The organism is Bifidobacterium sp. W8114, from assembly GCF_016101165.1.
In the GTDB taxonomy this organism is placed as follows: Bacteria; Actinomycetota; Actinomycetes; order Actinomycetales; family Bifidobacteriaceae; genus Bombiscardovia; species Bombiscardovia asteroides.
Genome location: NZ_JACFRA010000008.1, coordinates 1 through 18,240, shown reverse-complemented (window position 1 = coordinate 18,240; position 18,240 = coordinate 1). Strand labels below are relative to the sequence as shown.

The window sequence follows — 18,240 nt, the reverse complement described above, 5'->3', positions numbered from 1 at the left end:
GCTGTAGGTCGGCTCTCCGGCCGCGCTGACGGGCAGGCCGGAAACCTGTCACGGGTACTTCACCGGCGCCTCCTATCCCTGAGCCATGAGGCGATGGAGGATCCGACCTGACCGGCCTTGTTCTTCAGGACCTTCCATCCGTCGGACACGGTTTGCGCGATGCCCCTGTGCCTGACGCTGGAGACCACCGCATGGGCACCATTGACGAGGCCCGAAATCACGGAGCTTCCAGAGGAGGCGGCCGAGCCTATGGCCCCGGGCACGTTGCCCTTGGAAAGCTTCCTGCCGGCCTCGCCCAGCTTCCTGCCGGCATTGTGAAAGTCGTTCCCGGCGTTGGCTATCGCCGTGGCGCCGTCAACGCCGTATTTTTCGACCATGCTCGGATCGATCCTCACGGCTTCCCAGCTGCTGGACGATGCGCTGACCCCTCCAGGGAACGGATCCACATGGTGGTCCGCCCAATAGATGCCAGGCCCTACGCCCACCGTCAGCATGGCCACCAGGATGACCCCCAAGATCCTGTAGAGCCCATCCGACGACCAGGAGGAACGCATCGACGGGAACACCTTGTTGGCGGCAAACACCAGGACGAACACGATGAACAGGATCGTCAGCGCAATCAGGACCGTCCCCAAGACGGAAGAGACCACGCCCGGAAGCCCGTCCGGCATCCACGAGTCGTCGAGCTTCGGGTTGATCGTGGCATCCGCTAACGCAATCATCAGTACCATCCCTTTGCCTGCCAGCGTGACCAGGCGCCGCACGGCGTCGAATACCGGGCCCTGATGTACTGCAGGCCCCATTTGACCTGCGTAGTGGCGTTGTCCTTCCAGTCGGGGCCGGCGGACGCCATCTTGCTGCCGGGAAGCGCCTGCGGGATCCCGTACGCCCCCGACGAGGCGTTCTCCGCATGGATCCTCCATCCGGACTCCCTGGTCCACATGCTCACCAGGCACCCGTATTCCTTCTCCGTGTCAGCCCCCGGGAAATAGCCGGGGATCATCCGCTTGGCGATGGCCTTGGCCTGGCCTGCGGACGCATTCACGCCGTCGCCCGCATCGCCCGCATCCGGCTGATCCTCCGGCCTGCAGACGGCGGGAGCCGCCGCGCCGGGAGTCGTGACATCGCCGGAGGAAGTGACATGCGAGGACGGATCATGCCGGTACACATCGGTCAGTCCGGGGCTCAGATACCCGCTGATGATGATCTCCTGCTTGTCGCCCTTGCCCTGGTCGCCCGGATGCCCGTCGTCCACGCCGGAGGGGTACGCATGCCGCGCCCCTGCGAACAGGCCTCCGCCGACGTAGATCTCCGTATGCTGCTGCGGGTTGACCACCACGTCGCCCCGCTTCAGCCTGGCCTTCGCGTCCCGGTAGTTCCCGCTCCAGGTGAAGTGCTGGAATCCGACCCGCTGCAGGGCCGGCCCTTCGTTCCAGGTGGTGAACGGGTATCCGGACAGGGGCAGGCCGGCGGCCTGGCCGCTGCTGAACACGGCCGAACTGCAATCGAAATCGGGGTCGCCCATGCGGCGGGGCTGCGAGTATCCGTGGGAGTCGTCCAGTGCGATGCCCTCCATGAACGAGGCCATTTTCTCCGCCACGGGATCGTCCGAATGCTCGGGCGCCTTGTATGAAGAATTGTCCACTGGCCCGGCCGCCTTCGAGGAGGATTCCTCTCCTCCGTCCGCGCCGTTCTCGCAGGCAGCGGCAGTGACCGCCGTTCCGAACAGGGGCACCACCAGGAACAGCGACAGCATCACGAAGACCGACACGATGACCGCAGCCACGCGGTGCGACTTAGTCCCGCCCATGCGCGCCCCGCCTCCCCGCGCTCATCCGCGTCCAGCTCACAGCCGCACCACCCTGCTGCGCCTGGAGGGCAGGCACCCACCGAAAACCAGAGGAAGACCGAAGTACAGGTAGGAGGACAGGCTGGTGACGGCGGCTGCGGCCGTGTCGGACTGATTGCCGTCCAGGCACACCAGCGGCACCAGCAGGCACAGGCACGCCGACACGGCCAGCGGCGCCAGCAGGCACGCCATGAAGATCCGCCTGAGGCCGGCATCACTGGCGCGGCGCATGGCCGCGACGACCAGCAGGACCCCCACGGCCAGAGTCCATGCGCCAAGCACCCACTCGCCTGCCATGGAACCGCAGAACATGCAAGCAATGTTGACCGGCAGGCCTATCAGCACCAGCACGGCCACCACGGGCCAGAAGCGGCGGCGGGCCATCAGGATCCCCGACCCGCGCACCGGAGCCCACGCCCGCACGGTCATGCCGAGCCACTCCGGCAGATACGGCCGGAATGCCCGACCACGGGCCAAGGCATGCCCTCTACGCATCGAACCATCCCTCCTCGGTATGCGCCTGCGCGGCGAACCTGCGCAGCTCCTCCCTGCTGAACGGGACCGCGCCACGCAGTCGACGGCTCACCGACGACCCAGAGATGCCCATGATGTCGCCCAGCTCCTGCTCGGTCAGATTCAGAGCCCTTCTCAAGGAATCCACCCTGTGAACGCTTATAGTCTTTTTTAAATCGGGTTTTCCTATTATTTCCGCCATTTTATACCTATTTTCATACAAATTTTTATATTATCATTGATATACTTGGGTTATAATCGTTTTTTCTTCCGCATTTGGACCGGGCTGTAGAATCTACTGCAATGGCTGCCAATGGAAAGAAACAAGCGGATCCGAGATTCTCCCGTCTCGAAAACCTGGATGCGACCCTGCAAGACGCTTTCGTGGCCGGGCGCATAAACCTTCCGGCCGCCAACACGCTCGTCGGCCTCTCTCCAGGCACACAGCGGCGGGTGGCGCGATGGCTGGACCAGAACCCGGACAGAAAAATAGGCTCGCGTCACGCGCGCCGGCTCATCAAGGCCCAGCTGGAGGGAGTCAGACTTGACCGCAAAGGCATCGAGCACGTCCTGGAACGTCCTCACGCGAAGGACAACGAACACGAATTCGTGCGCATCCCCATGTCCTCCCTGCCCGAAGGGCTCACCCAGGAGCAGGCGCAGGACTGGATCGAGCGGGCCATCAAGGCATACCGCAAGGCCTGAGACCGGAGCCAAGCTATGAGCGCGCCGGAAGGCTGGGACGACAGCTGGACGGAGTACCCGCGGATGACAAACAGGCAAGAGGCGTTGCGCCGCATACAGGCGGCGATCCTCGGCACATCCTCGCCGGTGCCCCTTCCGCGGAAGGCTGCGGCACCAGAGCCAGCGGACGCGAAGACCAGAAACCGGCCTGCCGTTCGGCAGTCGCCGGACCTGGACGATGCGCCCACTCGCCCCCTGCCGAGAATAGCCAAGCAGGACAGGGCCGCAGAGCCCATCGAACAAGCCGAAGCGGACGCCGGGGGCATCCGAACGCAGAGCTGGGCCAAGCCGGCCGCCGTCACCTGCTGCATCCTTCTTGCAGCCGCAGCCGCCGCATTCACGGCGTGCGGCGCACACTCCTACATGAGCCGGAGAGCCTACCATTCCGCCATCGAATCCTGCAACCAGGCCAGACAGGACGTCGAATCGGCATACCGGACCCCATACGCCAAGGCCTACCAGGCCGCGCTGTCCATAGAAGCCGGACAAGTGAAGAACCCGAAGACCGTGCAGAACCTGCACGCCCTTGCCAGCAAGGACAAGGGCCCGGCTCCGCTGCTCGCCTGCAAGTCCGGCGACGGAAAAGATGCTCTGAACGGCATTGCCGACAAAATGCGCGAGGCCGCAGCAAGCCGCACCAGACTCAACGGCAGGATGGCAGCCGGCGCGACGGCGGTGTTTGCCTCCCGGGATGCGAAGGTCCTGGATGATGCGAAGGCGGCCCTGGGCGGGAAGAAGGACGAGGCGTCGAAGCTGCTGTCCGATTCTGACGGGAAGGTGGCCGACAACGCGACCCGTGACGGCCTGCAGCAGGCCATCGACCAGGCCGGCCGGGTCAAGGGGGATAAGGCGAAGGCCTACCAGGATGCGGCGAATGCGTTGCAGGCGGCCATCGACCGGGTGAACGCCTCCGTGCAGGCCAAGAGCCAGGCCGACCAGCAGGCCGCCGAACAAGCGGCGCAGGCCCAGGCGCAGGCCGTGCAACGGCCGGCGACCCAGCAGGCACCCTCCTATGGCAGCGGCCGCGCGCCAGCACGGCATTCGGCAGGTGCGGGCGGCAGACCAGCATCCCCGCAGACCAGCCGACCGGCAGCCCCATCCGCGCCGCAAGGCGGCTGGAGCGTGCCGCCGGCCACCAGCGACGACAACACGCTGCCCGACCATCTGTAATGCCATGCCGCCCAACCGCCTACGAAAGTATGTACCGAGGCGGGAAGGGAAAATCCGCCCCGGTTTTTCCGCCACGAGGATCCGTGACGGCGTAACGGCGGAGGTACCGAGAAGAGGGGACCAGTCGGCTCCTCCGCGCACCATCCCATCCGCATCAGCCCGAACGCAGACGGGAAGAATCATTGCCGGTCCCGTTGCAGGACCGGAGGATTGAGGATGCAGACGGCGGCGGGAAGGCAGCCCGTCAGCCACCGCATCAGAATCATCCCCGACAAGGGACGACCACCCAGCCAGGCCGAGAAAACAGAGGCAACCAAAAGAGGCAGCTGGCCGCCAAAGAAGCCCGGCAGGGAAGCATTTGCAAGGAAGGGGCCGCACCCCCTGAAGGGGCGCGGCTCGTATACCATCAGCGGGGCTGCTCGTCCTGCCGACCGTCAGGCTCCGGCACTCCGGCCTGGGCCATGACCCGCTCGCTGAACGCGAGGGCGGCCTCGTGGTTCTCCGCACTCCGGCGGCGCATCCAGCCTCCGCCCTGGACGGCCACATAGCCGCCCATGAGCAGCAGACCGGCGGCCAGGACGACCAGGGCGATCTGGGAGCCGGTGGCGGGCAGGGCCGGAGGCTTCATCACGCCGTTCCAGTCGTCCGTATTGGACTCCACGGTGGTGTCCCCGCACAGGGCCACCCCGTCGACCATGACCGCATCCTTCGGCTTCCCCTGGCCGGGCTTGGCGTCGGGATCCTTCGGGTCGAAGGGCTTGTCGTTGCCGGGAACCACGCAGGGAGCCAGCGGACGGCCGGTCACCTTGGCGCGGTTGGTGTGATGCTCGGTGACGCCCTTGAGGGTGCCATGCACATCCACATACTTGCCCGGCTTGAGCTGGTACTCGGCCCATCCGTCCGGATACTTCCAGTCCGCGACCTGGCCGTCGCCGGCCACGGTCTGGTCCTCCAGCTTCAGGTCCCGGCCAAGGAACACGTAGCCCGTGCCCGTGTCGGGATCGACGCCCGAATCGTTGTAGATGCGCACCGTGATGTCGGTGTCGCCGTCCACCGTCAGGGCCTCCTTGGGGTCGTTGCGGTCACCCTGGGGCAGGCCGCTCTTCGTGTCGAACTTGACGATCCGCAGCCTGGGGGTCATGTCCGGGGTCCTGGTCCACACCACGTTCGAGGGCATCGCCTTGCCGTTGTAGCGCTCGGTGAACCGGTTCTCATGATGCTTGGTGACGGCCAGACGCTTGCACTGGATGTAGGCGCGCCAGCCGGCCTCACGGTCGCCGGACGCGGACACCAGCGCCAGATAGTCGGGCGTGGCCGCGATGGTCACCCTGCCCGACTGGTCCTGCTCAAGGTCGAACAGCCTGCCCAGCTTCGGGGACTCGAACCCGGAGCCGGCGATCCGCTCGCCCTTGCCGGCCAGCACCTTCCCGTCCTTGTACAGGTCGCGGGTGGCGTACACGGCCCACTGCCCCGAGTACTGGTCCACCTTCGGGTCCAGCTGGTCCTCGATCAGCCACCGGTCGGCCTGCGGATAGGCGCGGCCCGCCGGCAGGATGCTGCTGTCCAGCTGGTAGAGGAAGAGCCGGTCCTTGTAGATGCTCTTGCCGTTCACGCTCTCCCCGTTGACCTTGACCACCACATCCTTGGACGGGTTGATCGGCTTGAGCGGGTTGGACACCTGGTCGGTCTGCTTGCGCAGGTCGTTGACGATCTGCGTGGCCTTGTTCCTGACCGTGTATCCGTCCTTGACCTTGATGACCTTGTAGGGCAGCACCAGGTCATAGGCGCGCCCCAGCAGACCCTGGTCGATGGCCGGCTCGCGCAGCGGGTTGTGGCCCTTGGCGGCGGCGTAGGCGGCCAGGTCGGACGGCTGCGGGTCGCCCTTGAGGGTCTCCCCGGTCGCCGGCACCCTGGTGTCCACGGTCCTGGCGAAGGCGTAGACCACGCCTTCCTTGACCTGGATGTTGAACGCCTTGGTGTAGTCCTTGCCATCCGAACCCTGCACCTCGACACCGGAGGGATCGATGGACAGGTACTCGTCGTCGAAGTCGTCCACCAGGCCCAGCCGCCACACGGCGTACGCCTGGCTGGTCTGCCGGGCGTCCAGGGTGACCCGGTAGTAGCCGGCGTCGCCCAGCAGGAGGGTCTTCCCGTCGATGCTGACGCTCTGGTCCTTGGAGCTGACGTCCTTCTTCAGCGGGTTGAAGTCCGGCGGGGTGTTGAACACCTCGTTGGACGGGGTCAGGCTGTTGTTCAGGGTCAGCATCCACTGGTTGTTGACCCTGTGCCCTGCAGGGGCCTTCCCGCCGACGGTGCCCTCGAACCGCAGCTGGATGCGCGGGTTCCGGCCTGCGCGCCACTGGCCGATCAACGCCTGGTCGGTGATGGCGACCTGCACCAGATGGTGCCCGTCGTCCCACTTCGTGCTGTACCTGCTCTTGGGGATCACCCGGCCCGCGTTCAGGTCCATCATCTCAAGGGTCTGCTTGTCCACGTTCAGCCACTGGTCGTAGGTGTCCGTGAAGATCACACGGGACACCCCGTAGGCCAGGTCGGCGGGGAGTTTGGGCTGGGTGAGCAGCTGGTATTCGACCTTCTGGCCGGGGTAGACGACCTTGCCGTCCACGCTGTCCTGGTCGCCGCCCTGGCCGGCCTCCGAAATGACGTCCTTGCGCACCGGCGGCACATAGCCGCAGATCTTCGGCTCGTTGGTGTCTATCTTGTGGGTGTTGACCTGCTCGTAGGCGCTGTTGGTCAGGTCCGCGCCGGTGGCACCGGGCGCCTTGCAGAAGGTCAGCTCGTCGCCGGGCTGTTTGCCGAAGTCCTTGCGCACCTGGGCCGCGCCCTTGCCACGGGCGAAGCTGATCGACCCGGGAACGAGCATCGTCACCTGCAGGGGGTCCGCCATGCCCTTCAGGCCGCGCAGGTATGCCGGCTTGGCCTTGGCCACGGCATGTGTGCCATCCATGGTGATGTCGAACTGGTCGGTGACGTCCCGGCCCCGGTTGGCGATGTCGCTGACCGAGGAGGCGCGGTCAGTGCCGGCCTTGGCCTGGTAGACGCGGATCTTCGACACATCGTCAGCCTTGAAGATGTAGGCCGCGCGCGACCAGTCGTCCCCGATCTTGAACCGGGCGGGCGCCTCGATCAGGTCGGCCGCCACCGTGGCGTTCACCACCGACGCCACCTTGTCGCCATCGAGGAACTGCGCGTTATCGGCGCCGGTCGTGTTCGTGCGGGACGGGTCGATGGCCGCCGCCCACTTGCCCGTCGACGGGTCCTTCTTGATCCAGGACTTGTCAGGCTGGGGGCGCCACGTCGGGAACTCCTTGGCTCCCGTGTCCACGGCCGGCCGCTTGTTCCAACCCACCGTCGCATGATCTTTGATCTTGCTGAAATCGGGCTTCGACACCCGCACGTCAAACGAAAGCTCATACTGGTGCTCCAACGGCATCTCTCCCCGGTCGGGGTTCCGGTCGGCCGTCAACAGGCCCGTGGCCTTATCCCAGACCACCGAGAACTCCCCGGCCACGTCGCGGCCGTCGGTCAGATCCCGCAGCTTGATGTTCTCCACCGAATACGGGACACCGTGCGGATCGATATGCTCACGGAAATGCAGCTCATAGCCGCCACGGCCCGTGCTCGTCGTGATCGTCGTTCGGTTGACCATCTGATCGGCCGAAGTGCCCTTCTGAATCTTCTTCACAGGGGCGGGCGGAGGGACCGAAGAGACGATGAACGACTCACGCGGATCACGGTCCGGGGTATCCACCGCCCCGTCCATGCGACCCTGCTGCGGCACCTGCACATCGAACCAATACGAGCCCTCCTGCCAATGCGCCAGGCCGAAATCGGCCGGGGTGAACCCGACCCGCGTATCACCCTGGTTGGGCACGGTGACGTTCTTCACCGCCTGCTTCGCGCCCACATACCCGTCGGGCTGGCCATCGTAATGCATGACCACCGTCGCATTCACGGCCTCCCGGATCGGGGAGCCCGATGCATCCGTATGGATTACATCCTGCACCTCATCGACCCCACCGACCACCATGGCCGCCGGCGACTGCTGGTCCGTGGACACCTGAAGACGATAATTCGCAGGCTTCGGCTCATACTGATTCAAAGCAATCGCGATTATGGACGTCGCATCGTGGGCATACTGATCAACAAACGAATCAACCGTTGTATTAGGCTGATCCGCGAAAGTATCAGCTGTATTGTATTGGGCCCCATGGTTGCTGTATGTGCCCGTTCCTGGGCCTTCAGCCCATTTTTGTATCCAGTCTTGGCGCGGACTGTGCTCCTCACCACTGAATACCTTGCCCGGGCCGGCCTTGATGCCTACGCCCACCAGGCGGCATTGGGCCTGGCCATACTGGTCGGGGTGCGCCTCGTTGAACCGGGCCACACAGTTGCCGTTGGCCTCATTCAGGGCCTCCTGCGCATGTGCCACACCGGCCGGCAGCATGGTCGCCCCCATCGCCGAGAAAGCGCGGTTGATGCTGTTGAAATCAGCAGAGGAGCCGAAAGCGCCGTCGTTATTGTCCTTGTAGGACCATACCGTCTGTATATCCATGGCGATGTTGCCATTGCCGTTTGAGCTGCCGGCGCCGCCGCCGGCGAACGCTGGCTGGACGCCGATCAGCAGCATGGCGGCGGCGCCGACCACGGCCACAGCCCTGCCGGCCCACCGTCCGATCTTTCCTGGTGTCTTCATTTATTTCCCTTCCAGTACTATGAAGGGGACGGCCTCATAGCCGCCCACGAGTAACGCCAGTGGGATGGGAGACCTTCCAAGCAACCGGTCCCGCTGGCAAATTCTTCAATTCTCTAATCAGTCAGCCGATGCCACAAGATCCATCTGGATTGCAGCCATGATTTCCAATCGGCTTGTGATTCTGCATCCACTGGTTCCAATCGAAGCCTCCACTGCTGTTGCCGCCTTGCGGAGCCGCAGGAACGGGCGCTGGCGCGGATCCCCCTCCACCGCCGCCACTGTTGGCGGACGGCCGGTAGGCGGGCGTGTAGCCGCTTCGGCCGCTGCCATAGGAGGGTGCCGTCCGTTGCGCCTGCTGCTGGGCCTGCTGCTGTGCGGCCTGGGCCTGCGCCGCTTGTTCGGCTGCCTGCTGGTCGGCCTGGCTCTTGGCCTGCACGGAGGCGTTCACCTGGTCGATGGCCGCCTGCAAGGCGTTCGCCGCATCCTGGTAGGCCTTCGCCTTGTCGGACTTGACCTGGCCGGCCTGGTCGATGGCCTGCTGCAGGCCGTCACGGGTCGCCTTATCGGCCACCTTCCCATCGGAATCAGCCAGCAGCTTCGCCGCCTCGCCTTTCTTCCCGTCCAACGCCGTCCTGGCGTCCTCCAGGACCTTCGCATCCCGGGACGCAACAACCCCCCTGGCAGCCCTGTCCACGGCCGCGAATCTGCCGTCAAGCTTCCTGGCCTGGCCGGCCAAGGCGTCCAGATCACCGGTGGACATGGAGGCCTTGCACCGGATCGCCGGCTGCTTGAGCCCCTCGGCGTTCTTCACACTGCGCGCCATGGCCAGCACGGTGCCCGCATCCTTGACCTGGCCCGCATTCACGCCGGCCGCTTCACGGTAGCCGGCCATCCTGGCCGAGCCGGTCTTCCCCCGCAGGGCCTTCACCGCCCGGTTGCAGGAGTCCAACGCCGAATCATGCCGGCGGGATTCCACCACATGCCAGCCCACAAGACCGGCCACAACGACCACCACCGCCGCCACGGCGACAATCACCGGCACCAGCCGCTTCGGGCGCGGCCTGCCCGACGGGTCTCCCCCGTTCTCCGGCACGATCGCCGGCGGCGCCGGATCCCCGTCCTCGACGGGATCGGACACGCTCTGCAGGGCCATGCCCTCGTCATCATGGTCCGCCATGACTAAATCCCCTCTTCTTATCCGTCAGGACTGCGGCTGCCTTCTTCCGGCGCCGCCGCCCGCGCAGTGCTAAGGTGTTCTCCTGTACATAGTCCAGTCATCCTTACCTCAGAACCCTGTCGGTGTAAACCGGAGATAAATCTTGGCTGATAAGTCTCCGGCTCACGCAGGGGCTGGATATGTACCCCCCGGCTAAGCCGGGGGTCTTCTTTTTTTCTGCCGTCCTCCCCCGGAACGAGGAGTCGGCGCACGCCCTTGGCCAACGTGCCGCGCCGGCCGCCCAAACTGCTGACGCTTCAAGAGCACGGTTTTCTTCGGCAGGACACTCTCGGCCGCAAACGACAACGGCCGCCGCCCGCGCTGCGCCCCCTCTCCTCATGCCGGCGCGAAACGTGCCGGCTTGTTTTTCATCCACAAGGCTCCGTGGATTCCCACGTCATTGCCGGCTGCAATCCAGGCTTCGATCGCAGCCGCTGCTACTTCCTCGGGACAGAGTACACCAAATTTCTTATTTTTCACAAATTTCCCATCATATTATGCTGTAATTCTGATATTTCAGAAGATAAACAGAGAATTGCTCCAGCTTGTTGTAGAAGGGCCCGAGACGTGATCTCCATTGTCCGAAAAAGGCTTGCCAGTGCCGTAAACTGGCTACTGATGAAATCTAGCAGATGGCGTCAAGCCGATAAGGAGTCGGTCATTCTGATCAAGACCTGGCTCCATGAAGCGGGTTCCGTCACCTCGATCACTGACCTGGCGGAACTCTTGGGCTTTTCTGCCGCAAAAATGTACAGCGTCATGAACCTGACCGGCGTTCCTCTGACCATAGCGGAATTCGCCATGGTCTGTGAGCACTTCGGCAAGGATCCGACCGAGCAGTGCATGAACATCTTCACCAAATGCGGCTACGACCTGAAGCCGGCGCATGCCCACCTGCTGAAGGAGGCTGTCGGCGGCAGGCGCCTCAGCGAACACATGCAGCAGGCCCTGAACGCCTACCGGCAGGATACGAGCCACCAGGAAGAGATACCCCCGCCCCACGACGGAACGGACGAACAGAAAGAGAACCGGGGCTCACCTGAACGAGCAGGAGACGAGCCGCCAGCAAGAAGAGACCACCGCGACGCAGCGGACAAAGCAGTATGATCGCCAGAACCGCCCTCCCCCCTAAGAACCGTGCGCGCCACAGAGTCGGGACACGACGATTTTGGCCTGGCGTATACTTGCAAGCAGGTAAGGATTACCCCCGTCCGACAATCTTCGGACGGGGGCCCAGACTTGAAAAGCTAAACGGCGCAAAAGTACCCAAAACCAGAACGCCGAAGCTTTACAACACAGCGGCACAGGCTTTTGCAACCGGCGACAAATGGATGTGGCTCGTTGCAAAAGCAGATACCAGGAGAAAGTATACATCGTAATGGAAATCGACGCGACTGGCCATCCGACCGGCGAACAATGGCGGCAGCTCAACGCCCAGAGCAGGGTGTACATCATGCCCGACTTCTGCCGGTTCTCGCTCCCCTACCGTGAGCCGAAGACGGCCGAGCCCTGGATACGGGTCAACGGCACACTCACCTACCAGGTCACCCCGCTGCAATACGCATTGGACGGGAAACTGCTCACACTGTGGCCATACGGCAAATACGCCCGCCTGCTGCTCATCTACATCACCACCCAGGTCAAACGCGATCCGGACAACCCGACCAGGACCATCTACCTGCCCGACAACCTGGGCGACCTCATGAAGCAACTGCACATCATGCGCAGTCCCACCGGGACCGACTACAAGGCGTTCAGACGCCAGCTCGATGCCGTCAGCGCCATGCAGATCAAAATCACCGAGGACCTGAGCACCAGCGGCCAGTTCGCACGCCGCACGGACTCGCTGACCATCTCCAAGGAAAGCTACATCTCCTGGAGCAGGAAACCCGGCGACGAGTCGCACATCAACGGCTACCTCCAGCTGACCGACGAAACCTGGGAGCAGATGCGGCACGGCATCCCCCTGGACGACGATATGCTCGAAGTCCTGGTCCAGATGAACCCGACAAGCCACGGCCAGATCATCGACATCTACATGTGGCTGTCCAGGCGCCTGTACGCGCTCAACCACTCAAACGCCATGCAGACGGGCATCATCACCTGGGACAGCCTCAGCAGGCAGTTCGGCGGCGCCTACGGAAGCCGCAAGGAATTCACCAGATACTTCAAGAACAGCCTCAAGAAAATCTCCCAGCCATGGCCCGGAGGCCTGCACTACAAGGTAATCAGAGGCGAAGGCATCATCCTGCAAAGATCCAGTCTCAGCGTCAAACCCAAACCCCGCAAGACCGGCAACTGATCCGACCAGGGCCAGGAACCAAGGCCCACCGCCTACAGCCACGGCAGGCAGCCGCCGCCATTCTCCAGCCAAAGGCGCCTGGAGGATGCGGACCCCCCTAAATGCATCGAAGTTATCCACATTCACCAATACAAAAGTCCTCCGGCAACGTAATTGACCTACACCAGCCCAACGTAATTGACCTACACCAGCAACGTAATTGACCTACACCAGCAACGTAATTGACCTACACCAGCAACGTAATTGACCTACACCACAAAACCTGAAAACCCTTGCGGCAGTAGGGCTGAGCAAAACACCTAGTAGCTATAGTTGCTATAGACTCTAGATAACTCCTATATCGCAAATGCAGCATCGGAGTTATCCACAATCCAGAAGGCACGGCCACTGCACCGTCTACAGCGCACCACCCCCTTTGCTCATACACAACGAAGATCATCAACGGGGATGCCGGAGGATCCATGTAGAAGGGGGAAGCGAGCATCCGGGCGGCATATTCCTCTCGGTGCGCTACGTATTTGAAACGACCATACAAGGGACGCCGGAGACACATACCTACTACATAGTTGCATAACTGCATAATGCTGTATATAATTAATTATGTAATTATTCTATTTCCGATTGGAGCGTGGTATGAAACGCATTGCTTTCGTAAACACCAAGGGCGGCGTGGGAAAGACGACCGCAACCATTCTCACCGGCCTCTCCCTGGCCAAAAGAGGGTTCAATGTCCTGGTGAAGGACGCCGACCCCAGCGGAGGCAGCTGGGAATGGCAGAAGAAGGCACGCGGCAAGGGCACCCCCCTGCCTTTCCGGGTGGAGACGGCCGCCATAGGGGAAATCGAGGAACTTGGAGAGGAGGAAGTCACAACGGGATACGACTACATCCTGATCGACACTCCCCCGGTGATGCAGAACACCCTGGGCGACGCCGTCGAAAACGTCTCAGACGTGATCGTGATAGTAACCCGGCCTGGACACCTGGACAGCAAAAGAACCAGGGAGACGTTCAAGAGCTTCGCCAAGGCGCGCGCCGTGCTCATCAACTGCGCGAACATCAGACAGAAAACCACACAGGAGACCATCAGTGAGATCGACGCGATGGGTTTCCCCCGGTTCGACACCATCATCCCAGAACGCGAGTCCACGCACCGAGCAGGAGCAGGGAGCAATCAAGTACCTTCTGACAGCGGGTTCATCGAGTTCACAGGCGAGCTGATCCAGGCCGTGGAAGCAGCATAACCACTTAACAACATAAATACATAAGTGCATAGGTGCATGTCCATGCACATCAATAACCATATCTATATTCAGTTCAGGAGACGCAATGGTCAAGCTGGCTACAGGCGGAAAGCAGCAGAGAATCGGAGACACCAATTACCAGGGCAAGAAGGAGAAGAGGGAACCAACCGTCACCACGACCCTGCTGATCCCGAAGAGCATACACAAGGCGCTGAAACTGCAGTCCATCGAGACAGGGGAGAGCATGAGCAAAATAGTCTCGCGCCTCGTCAGGGAAAGCCTGGAGAAAAACACTAAATAAGAACATAGTTACATAATTACATTCAGCAATAATTATGCAGTTAAATAGTCATATAGTTATATGGTGGCAGGGTACCGCATGGCATCCATATAAGCAGACAAGTGATAAGGGATACGGCAAAAACCGACAGAAGAACAGGAAAATGCGCATTGGCGCAGAGACTTACAGGAATTTCGCTGACCAGGAGAACGCAACACAAGGCGGAATTCACCGGCTTTCCCAAACAGCACGGCAACCAGCGCCTTTATTCCTCTTCCTCCTGGCTGCGACGATCATGCCCGGCATCGGGACTGCCACGTTCGGGGACAAGACCAGCGCACCCCTGGGTCTCGTAGCAAGAGAAATGTTCGCTACGGCCCACTGCCTAGCAGCCTCCATCGCCTGCATAATATGCGCCATCGGGGCAACCGAGAGTCCGGGCTTTAGCAATCCGGAGGAAAAAGAGCAGGAGAGAATATTCTGCTGTGGAGTAAAATAGCGGAGTATTTAGACGGAGTAATTATAATAATCTCTCGGGAAACCTAAAAACAGTCGACAGAGGAGTCATCATGAACCCGCAATACGAACCGATGAGGAGAGACAATGAGCAGTGGCGCATTGGTAAAGATCGACGAATCTGCACACAAGCATGGCCTGAAGGATGAGGAGATCAGATACGCCGTCCATCACCCCTTCGGCTTTCAACAAACTCTGGGCAATCCCGGAGAGCCGACAATCGCGTTCGTAGGCCCCAGGCATGAAGGAGGCTCGCCCCATAACGCCATCGAGGTGATCGTGGCCAAGCGTGCGGACGGCTTTCTGCATGCATTCCACGCCATGCCCGTCACCGACAGGTGGAGGCATTTGCTGCAACGCAAATGATGGCGGTTAGCTGAAGGACCCGCCATCTCGGACCGTTTGGCCTGGGATGGCGGTCTCCCGATAAATAAGAAAGGAAAACGCAGGTGAGCTATACAAGCGAAGAGCTTGATGCAATGGCTGACCGGGGCGAGCTGAAGCCCGCGCCGGGGACTGCGGTGTACAGGGACCCCGGTGCCCCGGCCCTGACGGATAAGGATTTGATGGGCATCTTCGCCGGCCGGCCCCGCGAAGAGGAGCACCGACCCGCCAACGTGGAACTGCGCGTGAAGGTCACGCCGACCATGAAGGCCGCCCTGACCCGCATCGCCCGGGAGGAGAACCTGCATACCTCTTCGGCGCTGGTTCGCTCCGTCCTGGCGGACTTCATCCAGAAGCGGGCAGGAAAAGGTAAAGAGGTTCAACCTTCCCGTTGCTGAGATTGATCAGCATCCGGATGTCATTGTCTTAAAGCATAAGGAACAGGCCGCAACCCAGTAAAAGGGCCGCGGCCTTTTCCTGATTACGGAAGTCTATAAAACGACCATTAAACATCCGATAGGACGGCACGAAGGCACACTCGTGGCCGGCTACCGGAAGGAACGCAAGAAGCCGGTCACCGTCTACCTGCCCGTCAGCCTCTACAGGAAGCTCAGGCTGTACGGCTTCGATCACGAGACCTCGATGTCCACGCTTCTGGGCGACATGTGCAAGGAGCGCATGGACAAGGAGGGCCCCCAGGCCGGGCGTTGAACCCCATGTCCAGGGTTCTTCCTCATGTGTGGATGGATGGGCCTCCTTGCAGAGGATGCCACCCGTCCTTCCGGTTTCCCGGATCTGAAACGTCAGGCACTACATATGGTGGTAGAGCCGTGATATAGTAGAAACCAGCCAAAAAGAAGACCGCTAGGCAGTATGGATCCTCAACGGAGGGGTGGCAGAGTGGTCGAATGCAGGCGCCCGAAAAACGCCAGATCAATTTTTGGTGAAATGATCCGCGGGTTCGAATCCCGTCCCCTCCGCCCTTCTTCTTAAGACCCCGGCAGGATAAGCCGGGATCTTGCATATGTGATGGGTATAGCTGTGGCAGGTCCGCCTTAATGTGTGTGCTTTGGCGCGTATAACCCCATGATCCCTAAAAATACGACGCCCCCACATCTTGCGACGTGGAGGCGAAGAACTTACTGCTCGTATATACTATCATGGCCTTATGCAGACTGCAACCCACTCGATTATGGATCAGGCGATATCAGAGAACCGCTTGAAGCCCTATGAGAAAGAGGCCCGGAAACACCCGGGAGTGGAAGCAGCTGACTTATACCGTTGGAATACCTTATTCTCCGGGGTGGCGGTCACGCAGATCTCCTTCGTCGAGATGAGTGTGCGCAATGCAATGGACAAGGAGCTGTTAGTTTGGGCTGATGATAACGGATACGACGACTGGCTTGGGGAAACGCCGCCGCCCAAATGGTTCAGAGGTAGTACGCCTGCCCCTGTGAGGGGGGTTCCACCTCTTATTCGGAAACTAATGGGCGCATACCAAATACAGAAGATGTGGTCCTCATGCCGCCAGGCATACAAGATATGGAAAAGGAATCCTAATCACGAAAAGCATGGCCAATACCCGAGCAGGGATGATGCATTCGCGCAATTGACGTTTGGAAGTTGGCAACGGTTACTCGGACCTACGGATTTCAAAAGCGAAGACCGAAAAGTCCTCAGGAGGGCGGCGGCGGCACGACAGCTCTGGAAAGAGGCTTTGTATAAGGCCTTTCCGGGGATGACCCATAACAAGGTCAATGATCAACAACGGGTGAAACTCCTGCTTGATATCGATAGGATTCGTCGCCTGCGCAACAGGGTCTCCCATGGCGAGAACGTACTAACTATTCAAACGGACCAGTACCTGGATAAGATGCTCGCGGTCCTGTCGGACATCAACCCCCACATTAGCGACTGGGTCATGGACCAAACCGGCCGCACTTATCGGACGGTGGCCAAACTCAAATATTACCCGGAGCTGCTGCAGTCCTACCAGCAAAACGATCCACTCCCCTCTAGTAAGGAAATCGTGGCCTACAAGCTGACCTCCAGTGGTTCCTACAGCGGGGAAGAGGTCATTGAAGCCCAACTGAAGAACTCGCAGAGTCATGGAGGACGCACCTTTATGACCGTCGGGAAACCACCGCTAGCCGAGAACAAGCCCCAACTCAGGGAAATCCTCCTGGTTGATGCTGGAGGCAAGAAAGCGGCCGTAGGTGAAATTGTCGCCTATGGCTATGGGAACGGCGTACAGCCACCGAAAGGATACGATCCTCCGGCATACGAGAAGCAGTATAAAAAGAGAAAGGCCTGGTTCGCTATCAAGAATCTATATGAAGTCGACTGCCAAGGCGGACGGGTCATCGGTTACAAAACCACCGACGGCCAGAAGGTGCCCGCCTGCTTCAATGGGCAGGTAACAATGAGATATGTCTGCCACGACTAAGAGTCCGAAACCTCCTAAACCCCAAGGCATGCAGAAGGCCCCCGGCTTGATACCGGGGGCCTTCACCGTTTTTCGGGTAACCAGGTGGTTGAAGGGCACCTTCCGAAAAACGCCAGATCAATTTTTGGTGTATTCACATACTATCACGAAACGGCGCCGAAAAAACAAAAAGAATCGTCACGGCACAGTGACGCGGAAAAGTCACTTAAATTCGTCACGTCAGAGCGGTGCGGAAAAGTCACTTAAATTCGTCACGTCAGAGCGGTGCGGAAAAGTCACTTAAATTCGTCAGATCAAAGTGACATAGAAAAGCAAATTAAAAGTGACGCAGAAATGCGGGTTCAATAAACGGCCGCTTAATGGTGGCCGCATCGGGCGGACCCGCTGGGCCATCATGGCGCACATGGCCGGCTGGGGTTTCCCTCGACAGCGGATGATCAAGCGGGGGGAGTGCCGGATATCCTGGAACGATAATGCGTGGTCGCCGTGATCCGGCCGGTTCGGGTGCAGTCCCTTGTCATGCGCCGACGAGTTCGGTGTGGTGGGTTTCGGCGTCCCGCTGGACGAGCATGCGGAAGTATTCGCTGCGGTTCTTCTTCGGCGCTGATTCGCTCCGTCCTGGCGGACTTCATCCAGACGCGGGCGGAAAAGGGCAAAAGATTAGCAGATTCCCGATGATGAGATTGACCTGCTTCCGGATGTCATTGTCTTAAAGCACAAGAAATGGGCCGCGACCAGAAAAAGGGCGCGGCCTTTTCCTAATCACGGGAGTCTATAAAACGACCGTTTTTGGAACAAATGGTGATTCCTGGAGAATTTGATTCTTTTTGTTGAATTGAGTGTTTCAAAACTCGTCTAAAA

Annotated in this window: 18 protein-coding genes and 1 tRNA gene; 11 read left to right on the top strand and 8 right to left on the bottom strand. The window is 60.8% G+C overall.

The window, feature by feature from the left end:
* Positions 1-59: 59 nt before the first annotated feature.
* From H3T89_RS08390 to H3T89_RS08375, 4 genes are all read right to left on the bottom strand, one after another.
* Entirely contained in the window at positions 60-722 is a 663-nt protein-coding gene (locus H3T89_RS08390) for a hypothetical protein (protein ID WP_198216824.1), read from the bottom strand.
* Positions 722-1,810, bottom strand: a complete 1,089-nt coding sequence (locus H3T89_RS08385; protein WP_198216823.1) for a hypothetical protein — start codon at positions 1,808-1,810, stop codon at positions 722-724. The genes H3T89_RS08390 and H3T89_RS08385 overlap by 1 nt, the downstream gene beginning before the upstream one ends.
* Before the next feature lie 36 nt (positions 1,811-1,846).
* Entirely contained in the window at positions 1,847-2,272 is a 426-nt protein-coding gene (locus H3T89_RS08380; protein ID WP_198216822.1) for a DUF805 domain-containing protein, read from the bottom strand.
* 64 nt (positions 2,273-2,336) lie between these two features.
* Positions 2,337-2,510 (bottom strand): helix-turn-helix domain-containing protein, encoded by a 174-nt coding sequence (locus H3T89_RS08375; protein WP_198216821.1) that lies wholly within the window; start codon positions 2,508-2,510, stop codon positions 2,337-2,339.
* A gap of 155 nt (positions 2,511-2,665) precedes the next feature.
* Between H3T89_RS08375 and H3T89_RS08370 the strand changes: the two genes are divergently transcribed.
* Positions 2,666-3,067: a hypothetical protein gene (locus tag H3T89_RS08370; protein WP_198216820.1), complete on the top strand. Its 402-nt coding sequence runs from the start codon at positions 2,666-2,668 to the stop codon at positions 3,065-3,067.
* Positions 3,068-3,130: 63 nt separating this feature from the next.
* Positions 3,131-4,276, top strand: a complete 1,146-nt coding sequence (locus H3T89_RS08365) for a hypothetical protein (protein ID WP_198216819.1) — start codon at positions 3,131-3,133, stop codon at positions 4,274-4,276.
* Positions 4,277-4,455: 179 nt separating this feature from the next.
* On the opposite strand, the gene H3T89_RS08360 is transcribed toward H3T89_RS08365, so the two are convergent.
* The 4 genes from H3T89_RS08360 to H3T89_RS08345 form a co-directional block, all read right to left on the bottom strand.
* On the bottom strand, positions 4,456-4,683 hold the full coding sequence (locus tag H3T89_RS08360) for a hypothetical protein (protein WP_198216818.1): 228 nt from the start codon (positions 4,681-4,683) through the stop codon (positions 4,456-4,458).
* Entirely contained in the window at positions 4,683-8,993 is a 4,311-nt protein-coding gene (locus H3T89_RS08355) for an LPXTG cell wall anchor domain-containing protein (RefSeq protein ID WP_198216817.1), read from the bottom strand. The genes H3T89_RS08360 and H3T89_RS08355 overlap by 1 nt, the downstream gene beginning before the upstream one ends.
* A 121-nt stretch (positions 8,994-9,114) precedes the next feature.
* Entirely contained in the window at positions 9,115-10,170 is a 1,056-nt protein-coding gene (locus H3T89_RS08350) for a hypothetical protein (RefSeq protein WP_198216816.1), read from the bottom strand.
* A gap of 375 nt (positions 10,171-10,545) precedes the next feature.
* A complete protein-coding gene (locus tag H3T89_RS08345; RefSeq protein WP_198216815.1) occupies positions 10,546-10,689 on the bottom strand; it encodes a hypothetical protein in 144 nt (47 codons plus the stop codon).
* A gap of 138 nt (positions 10,690-10,827) precedes the next feature.
* Here H3T89_RS08345 and H3T89_RS08340 point away from each other — a divergent pair, with 138 nt between their 5' ends.
* The 9 genes from H3T89_RS08340 to H3T89_RS08300 all read left to right on the top strand — a co-directional run bounded on the left by H3T89_RS08340 (position 10,828) and on the right by H3T89_RS08300 (position 17,379).
* Positions 10,828-11,316, top strand: a complete 489-nt coding sequence (locus H3T89_RS08340; protein WP_198216814.1) for a hypothetical protein — start codon at positions 10,828-10,830, stop codon at positions 11,314-11,316.
* Between the two features lie 271 nt (positions 11,317-11,587).
* Complete coding sequence (locus H3T89_RS08335; RefSeq protein WP_198216813.1) at positions 11,588-12,511, top strand: replication protein RepA; 924 nt, start codon at positions 11,588-11,590, stop codon at positions 12,509-12,511.
* Positions 12,512-13,144: 633 nt separating this feature from the next.
* The gene (locus H3T89_RS08330) at positions 13,145-13,753 is read left to right on the top strand and encodes a ParA family protein (protein WP_198216812.1); all 609 of its coding nucleotides are present in this window, start codon (positions 13,145-13,147) and stop codon (positions 13,751-13,753) included.
* An 85-nt stretch (positions 13,754-13,838) separates the two neighbouring features.
* Positions 13,839-14,054: a hypothetical protein gene (locus tag H3T89_RS08325; protein WP_198216811.1), complete on the top strand. Its 216-nt coding sequence runs from the start codon at positions 13,839-13,841 to the stop codon at positions 14,052-14,054.
* A 582-nt stretch (positions 14,055-14,636) separates the two neighbouring features.
* The gene (locus tag H3T89_RS08320) at positions 14,637-14,915 is read left to right on the top strand and encodes a hypothetical protein (protein WP_198216810.1); all 279 of its coding nucleotides are present in this window, start codon (positions 14,637-14,639) and stop codon (positions 14,913-14,915) included.
* Positions 14,916-14,998: 83 nt separating this feature from the next.
* Entirely contained in the window at positions 14,999-15,331 is a 333-nt protein-coding gene (locus H3T89_RS08315) for a hypothetical protein (protein WP_198216809.1), read from the top strand.
* Positions 15,332-15,473: 142 nt separating this feature from the next.
* Positions 15,474-15,644, top strand: a complete 171-nt coding sequence (locus H3T89_RS08310) for a hypothetical protein (RefSeq protein ID WP_198216808.1) — start codon at positions 15,474-15,476, stop codon at positions 15,642-15,644.
* 175 nt (positions 15,645-15,819) lie between these two features.
* Positions 15,820-15,913, top strand: a tRNA-Phe gene (locus H3T89_RS08305).
* 188 nt (positions 15,914-16,101) lie between these two features.
* Positions 16,102-17,379, top strand: coding sequence for a hypothetical protein (locus H3T89_RS08300; protein ID WP_198216807.1), 1,278 nt, complete (start codon positions 16,102-16,104; stop codon positions 17,377-17,379).
* The last annotated feature ends 861 nt before the right edge of the window (positions 17,380-18,240 follow it).

Excerpts from the sequence above, each read along its gene's own strand:
- H3T89_RS08390 (WP_198216824.1), bottom strand. The coding sequence starts at position 722 with ATGATTGCGTTAGCGGATGCCACGATCAACCCGAAGCTCGACGACTCG.
- H3T89_RS08385 (WP_198216823.1), bottom strand. The coding sequence starts at position 1,810 with ATGGGCGGGACTAAGTCGCACCGCGTGGCTGCGGTCATCGTGTCGGTC.
- H3T89_RS08370 (WP_198216820.1), top strand. The coding sequence starts at position 2,666 with ATGGCTGCCAATGGAAAGAAACAAGCGGATCCGAGATTCTCCCGTCTC.
- H3T89_RS08365 (WP_198216819.1), top strand. The coding sequence starts at position 3,131 with ATGACAAACAGGCAAGAGGCGTTGCGCCGCATACAGGCGGCGATCCTC.
- H3T89_RS08360 (WP_198216818.1), bottom strand. The coding sequence starts at position 4,683 with ATGGTATACGAGCCGCGCCCCTTCAGGGGGTGCGGCCCCTTCCTTGCA.
- H3T89_RS08355 (WP_198216817.1), bottom strand. The coding sequence starts at position 8,993 with ATGAAGACACCAGGAAAGATCGGACGGTGGGCCGGCAGGGCTGTGGCC.
- H3T89_RS08350 (WP_198216816.1), bottom strand. The coding sequence starts at position 10,170 with ATGGCGGACCATGATGACGAGGGCATGGCCCTGCAGAGCGTGTCCGAT.
- H3T89_RS08340 (WP_198216814.1), top strand. The coding sequence starts at position 10,828 with ATGAAATCTAGCAGATGGCGTCAAGCCGATAAGGAGTCGGTCATTCTG.
- H3T89_RS08335 (WP_198216813.1), top strand. The coding sequence starts at position 11,588 with ATGGAAATCGACGCGACTGGCCATCCGACCGGCGAACAATGGCGGCAG.
- H3T89_RS08330 (WP_198216812.1), top strand. The coding sequence starts at position 13,145 with ATGAAACGCATTGCTTTCGTAAACACCAAGGGCGGCGTGGGAAAGACG.
- H3T89_RS08325 (WP_198216811.1), top strand. The coding sequence starts at position 13,839 with ATGGTCAAGCTGGCTACAGGCGGAAAGCAGCAGAGAATCGGAGACACC.
- H3T89_RS08320 (WP_198216810.1), top strand. The coding sequence starts at position 14,637 with ATGAGCAGTGGCGCATTGGTAAAGATCGACGAATCTGCACACAAGCAT.
- H3T89_RS08300 (WP_198216807.1), top strand. The coding sequence starts at position 16,102 with ATGCAGACTGCAACCCACTCGATTATGGATCAGGCGATATCAGAGAAC.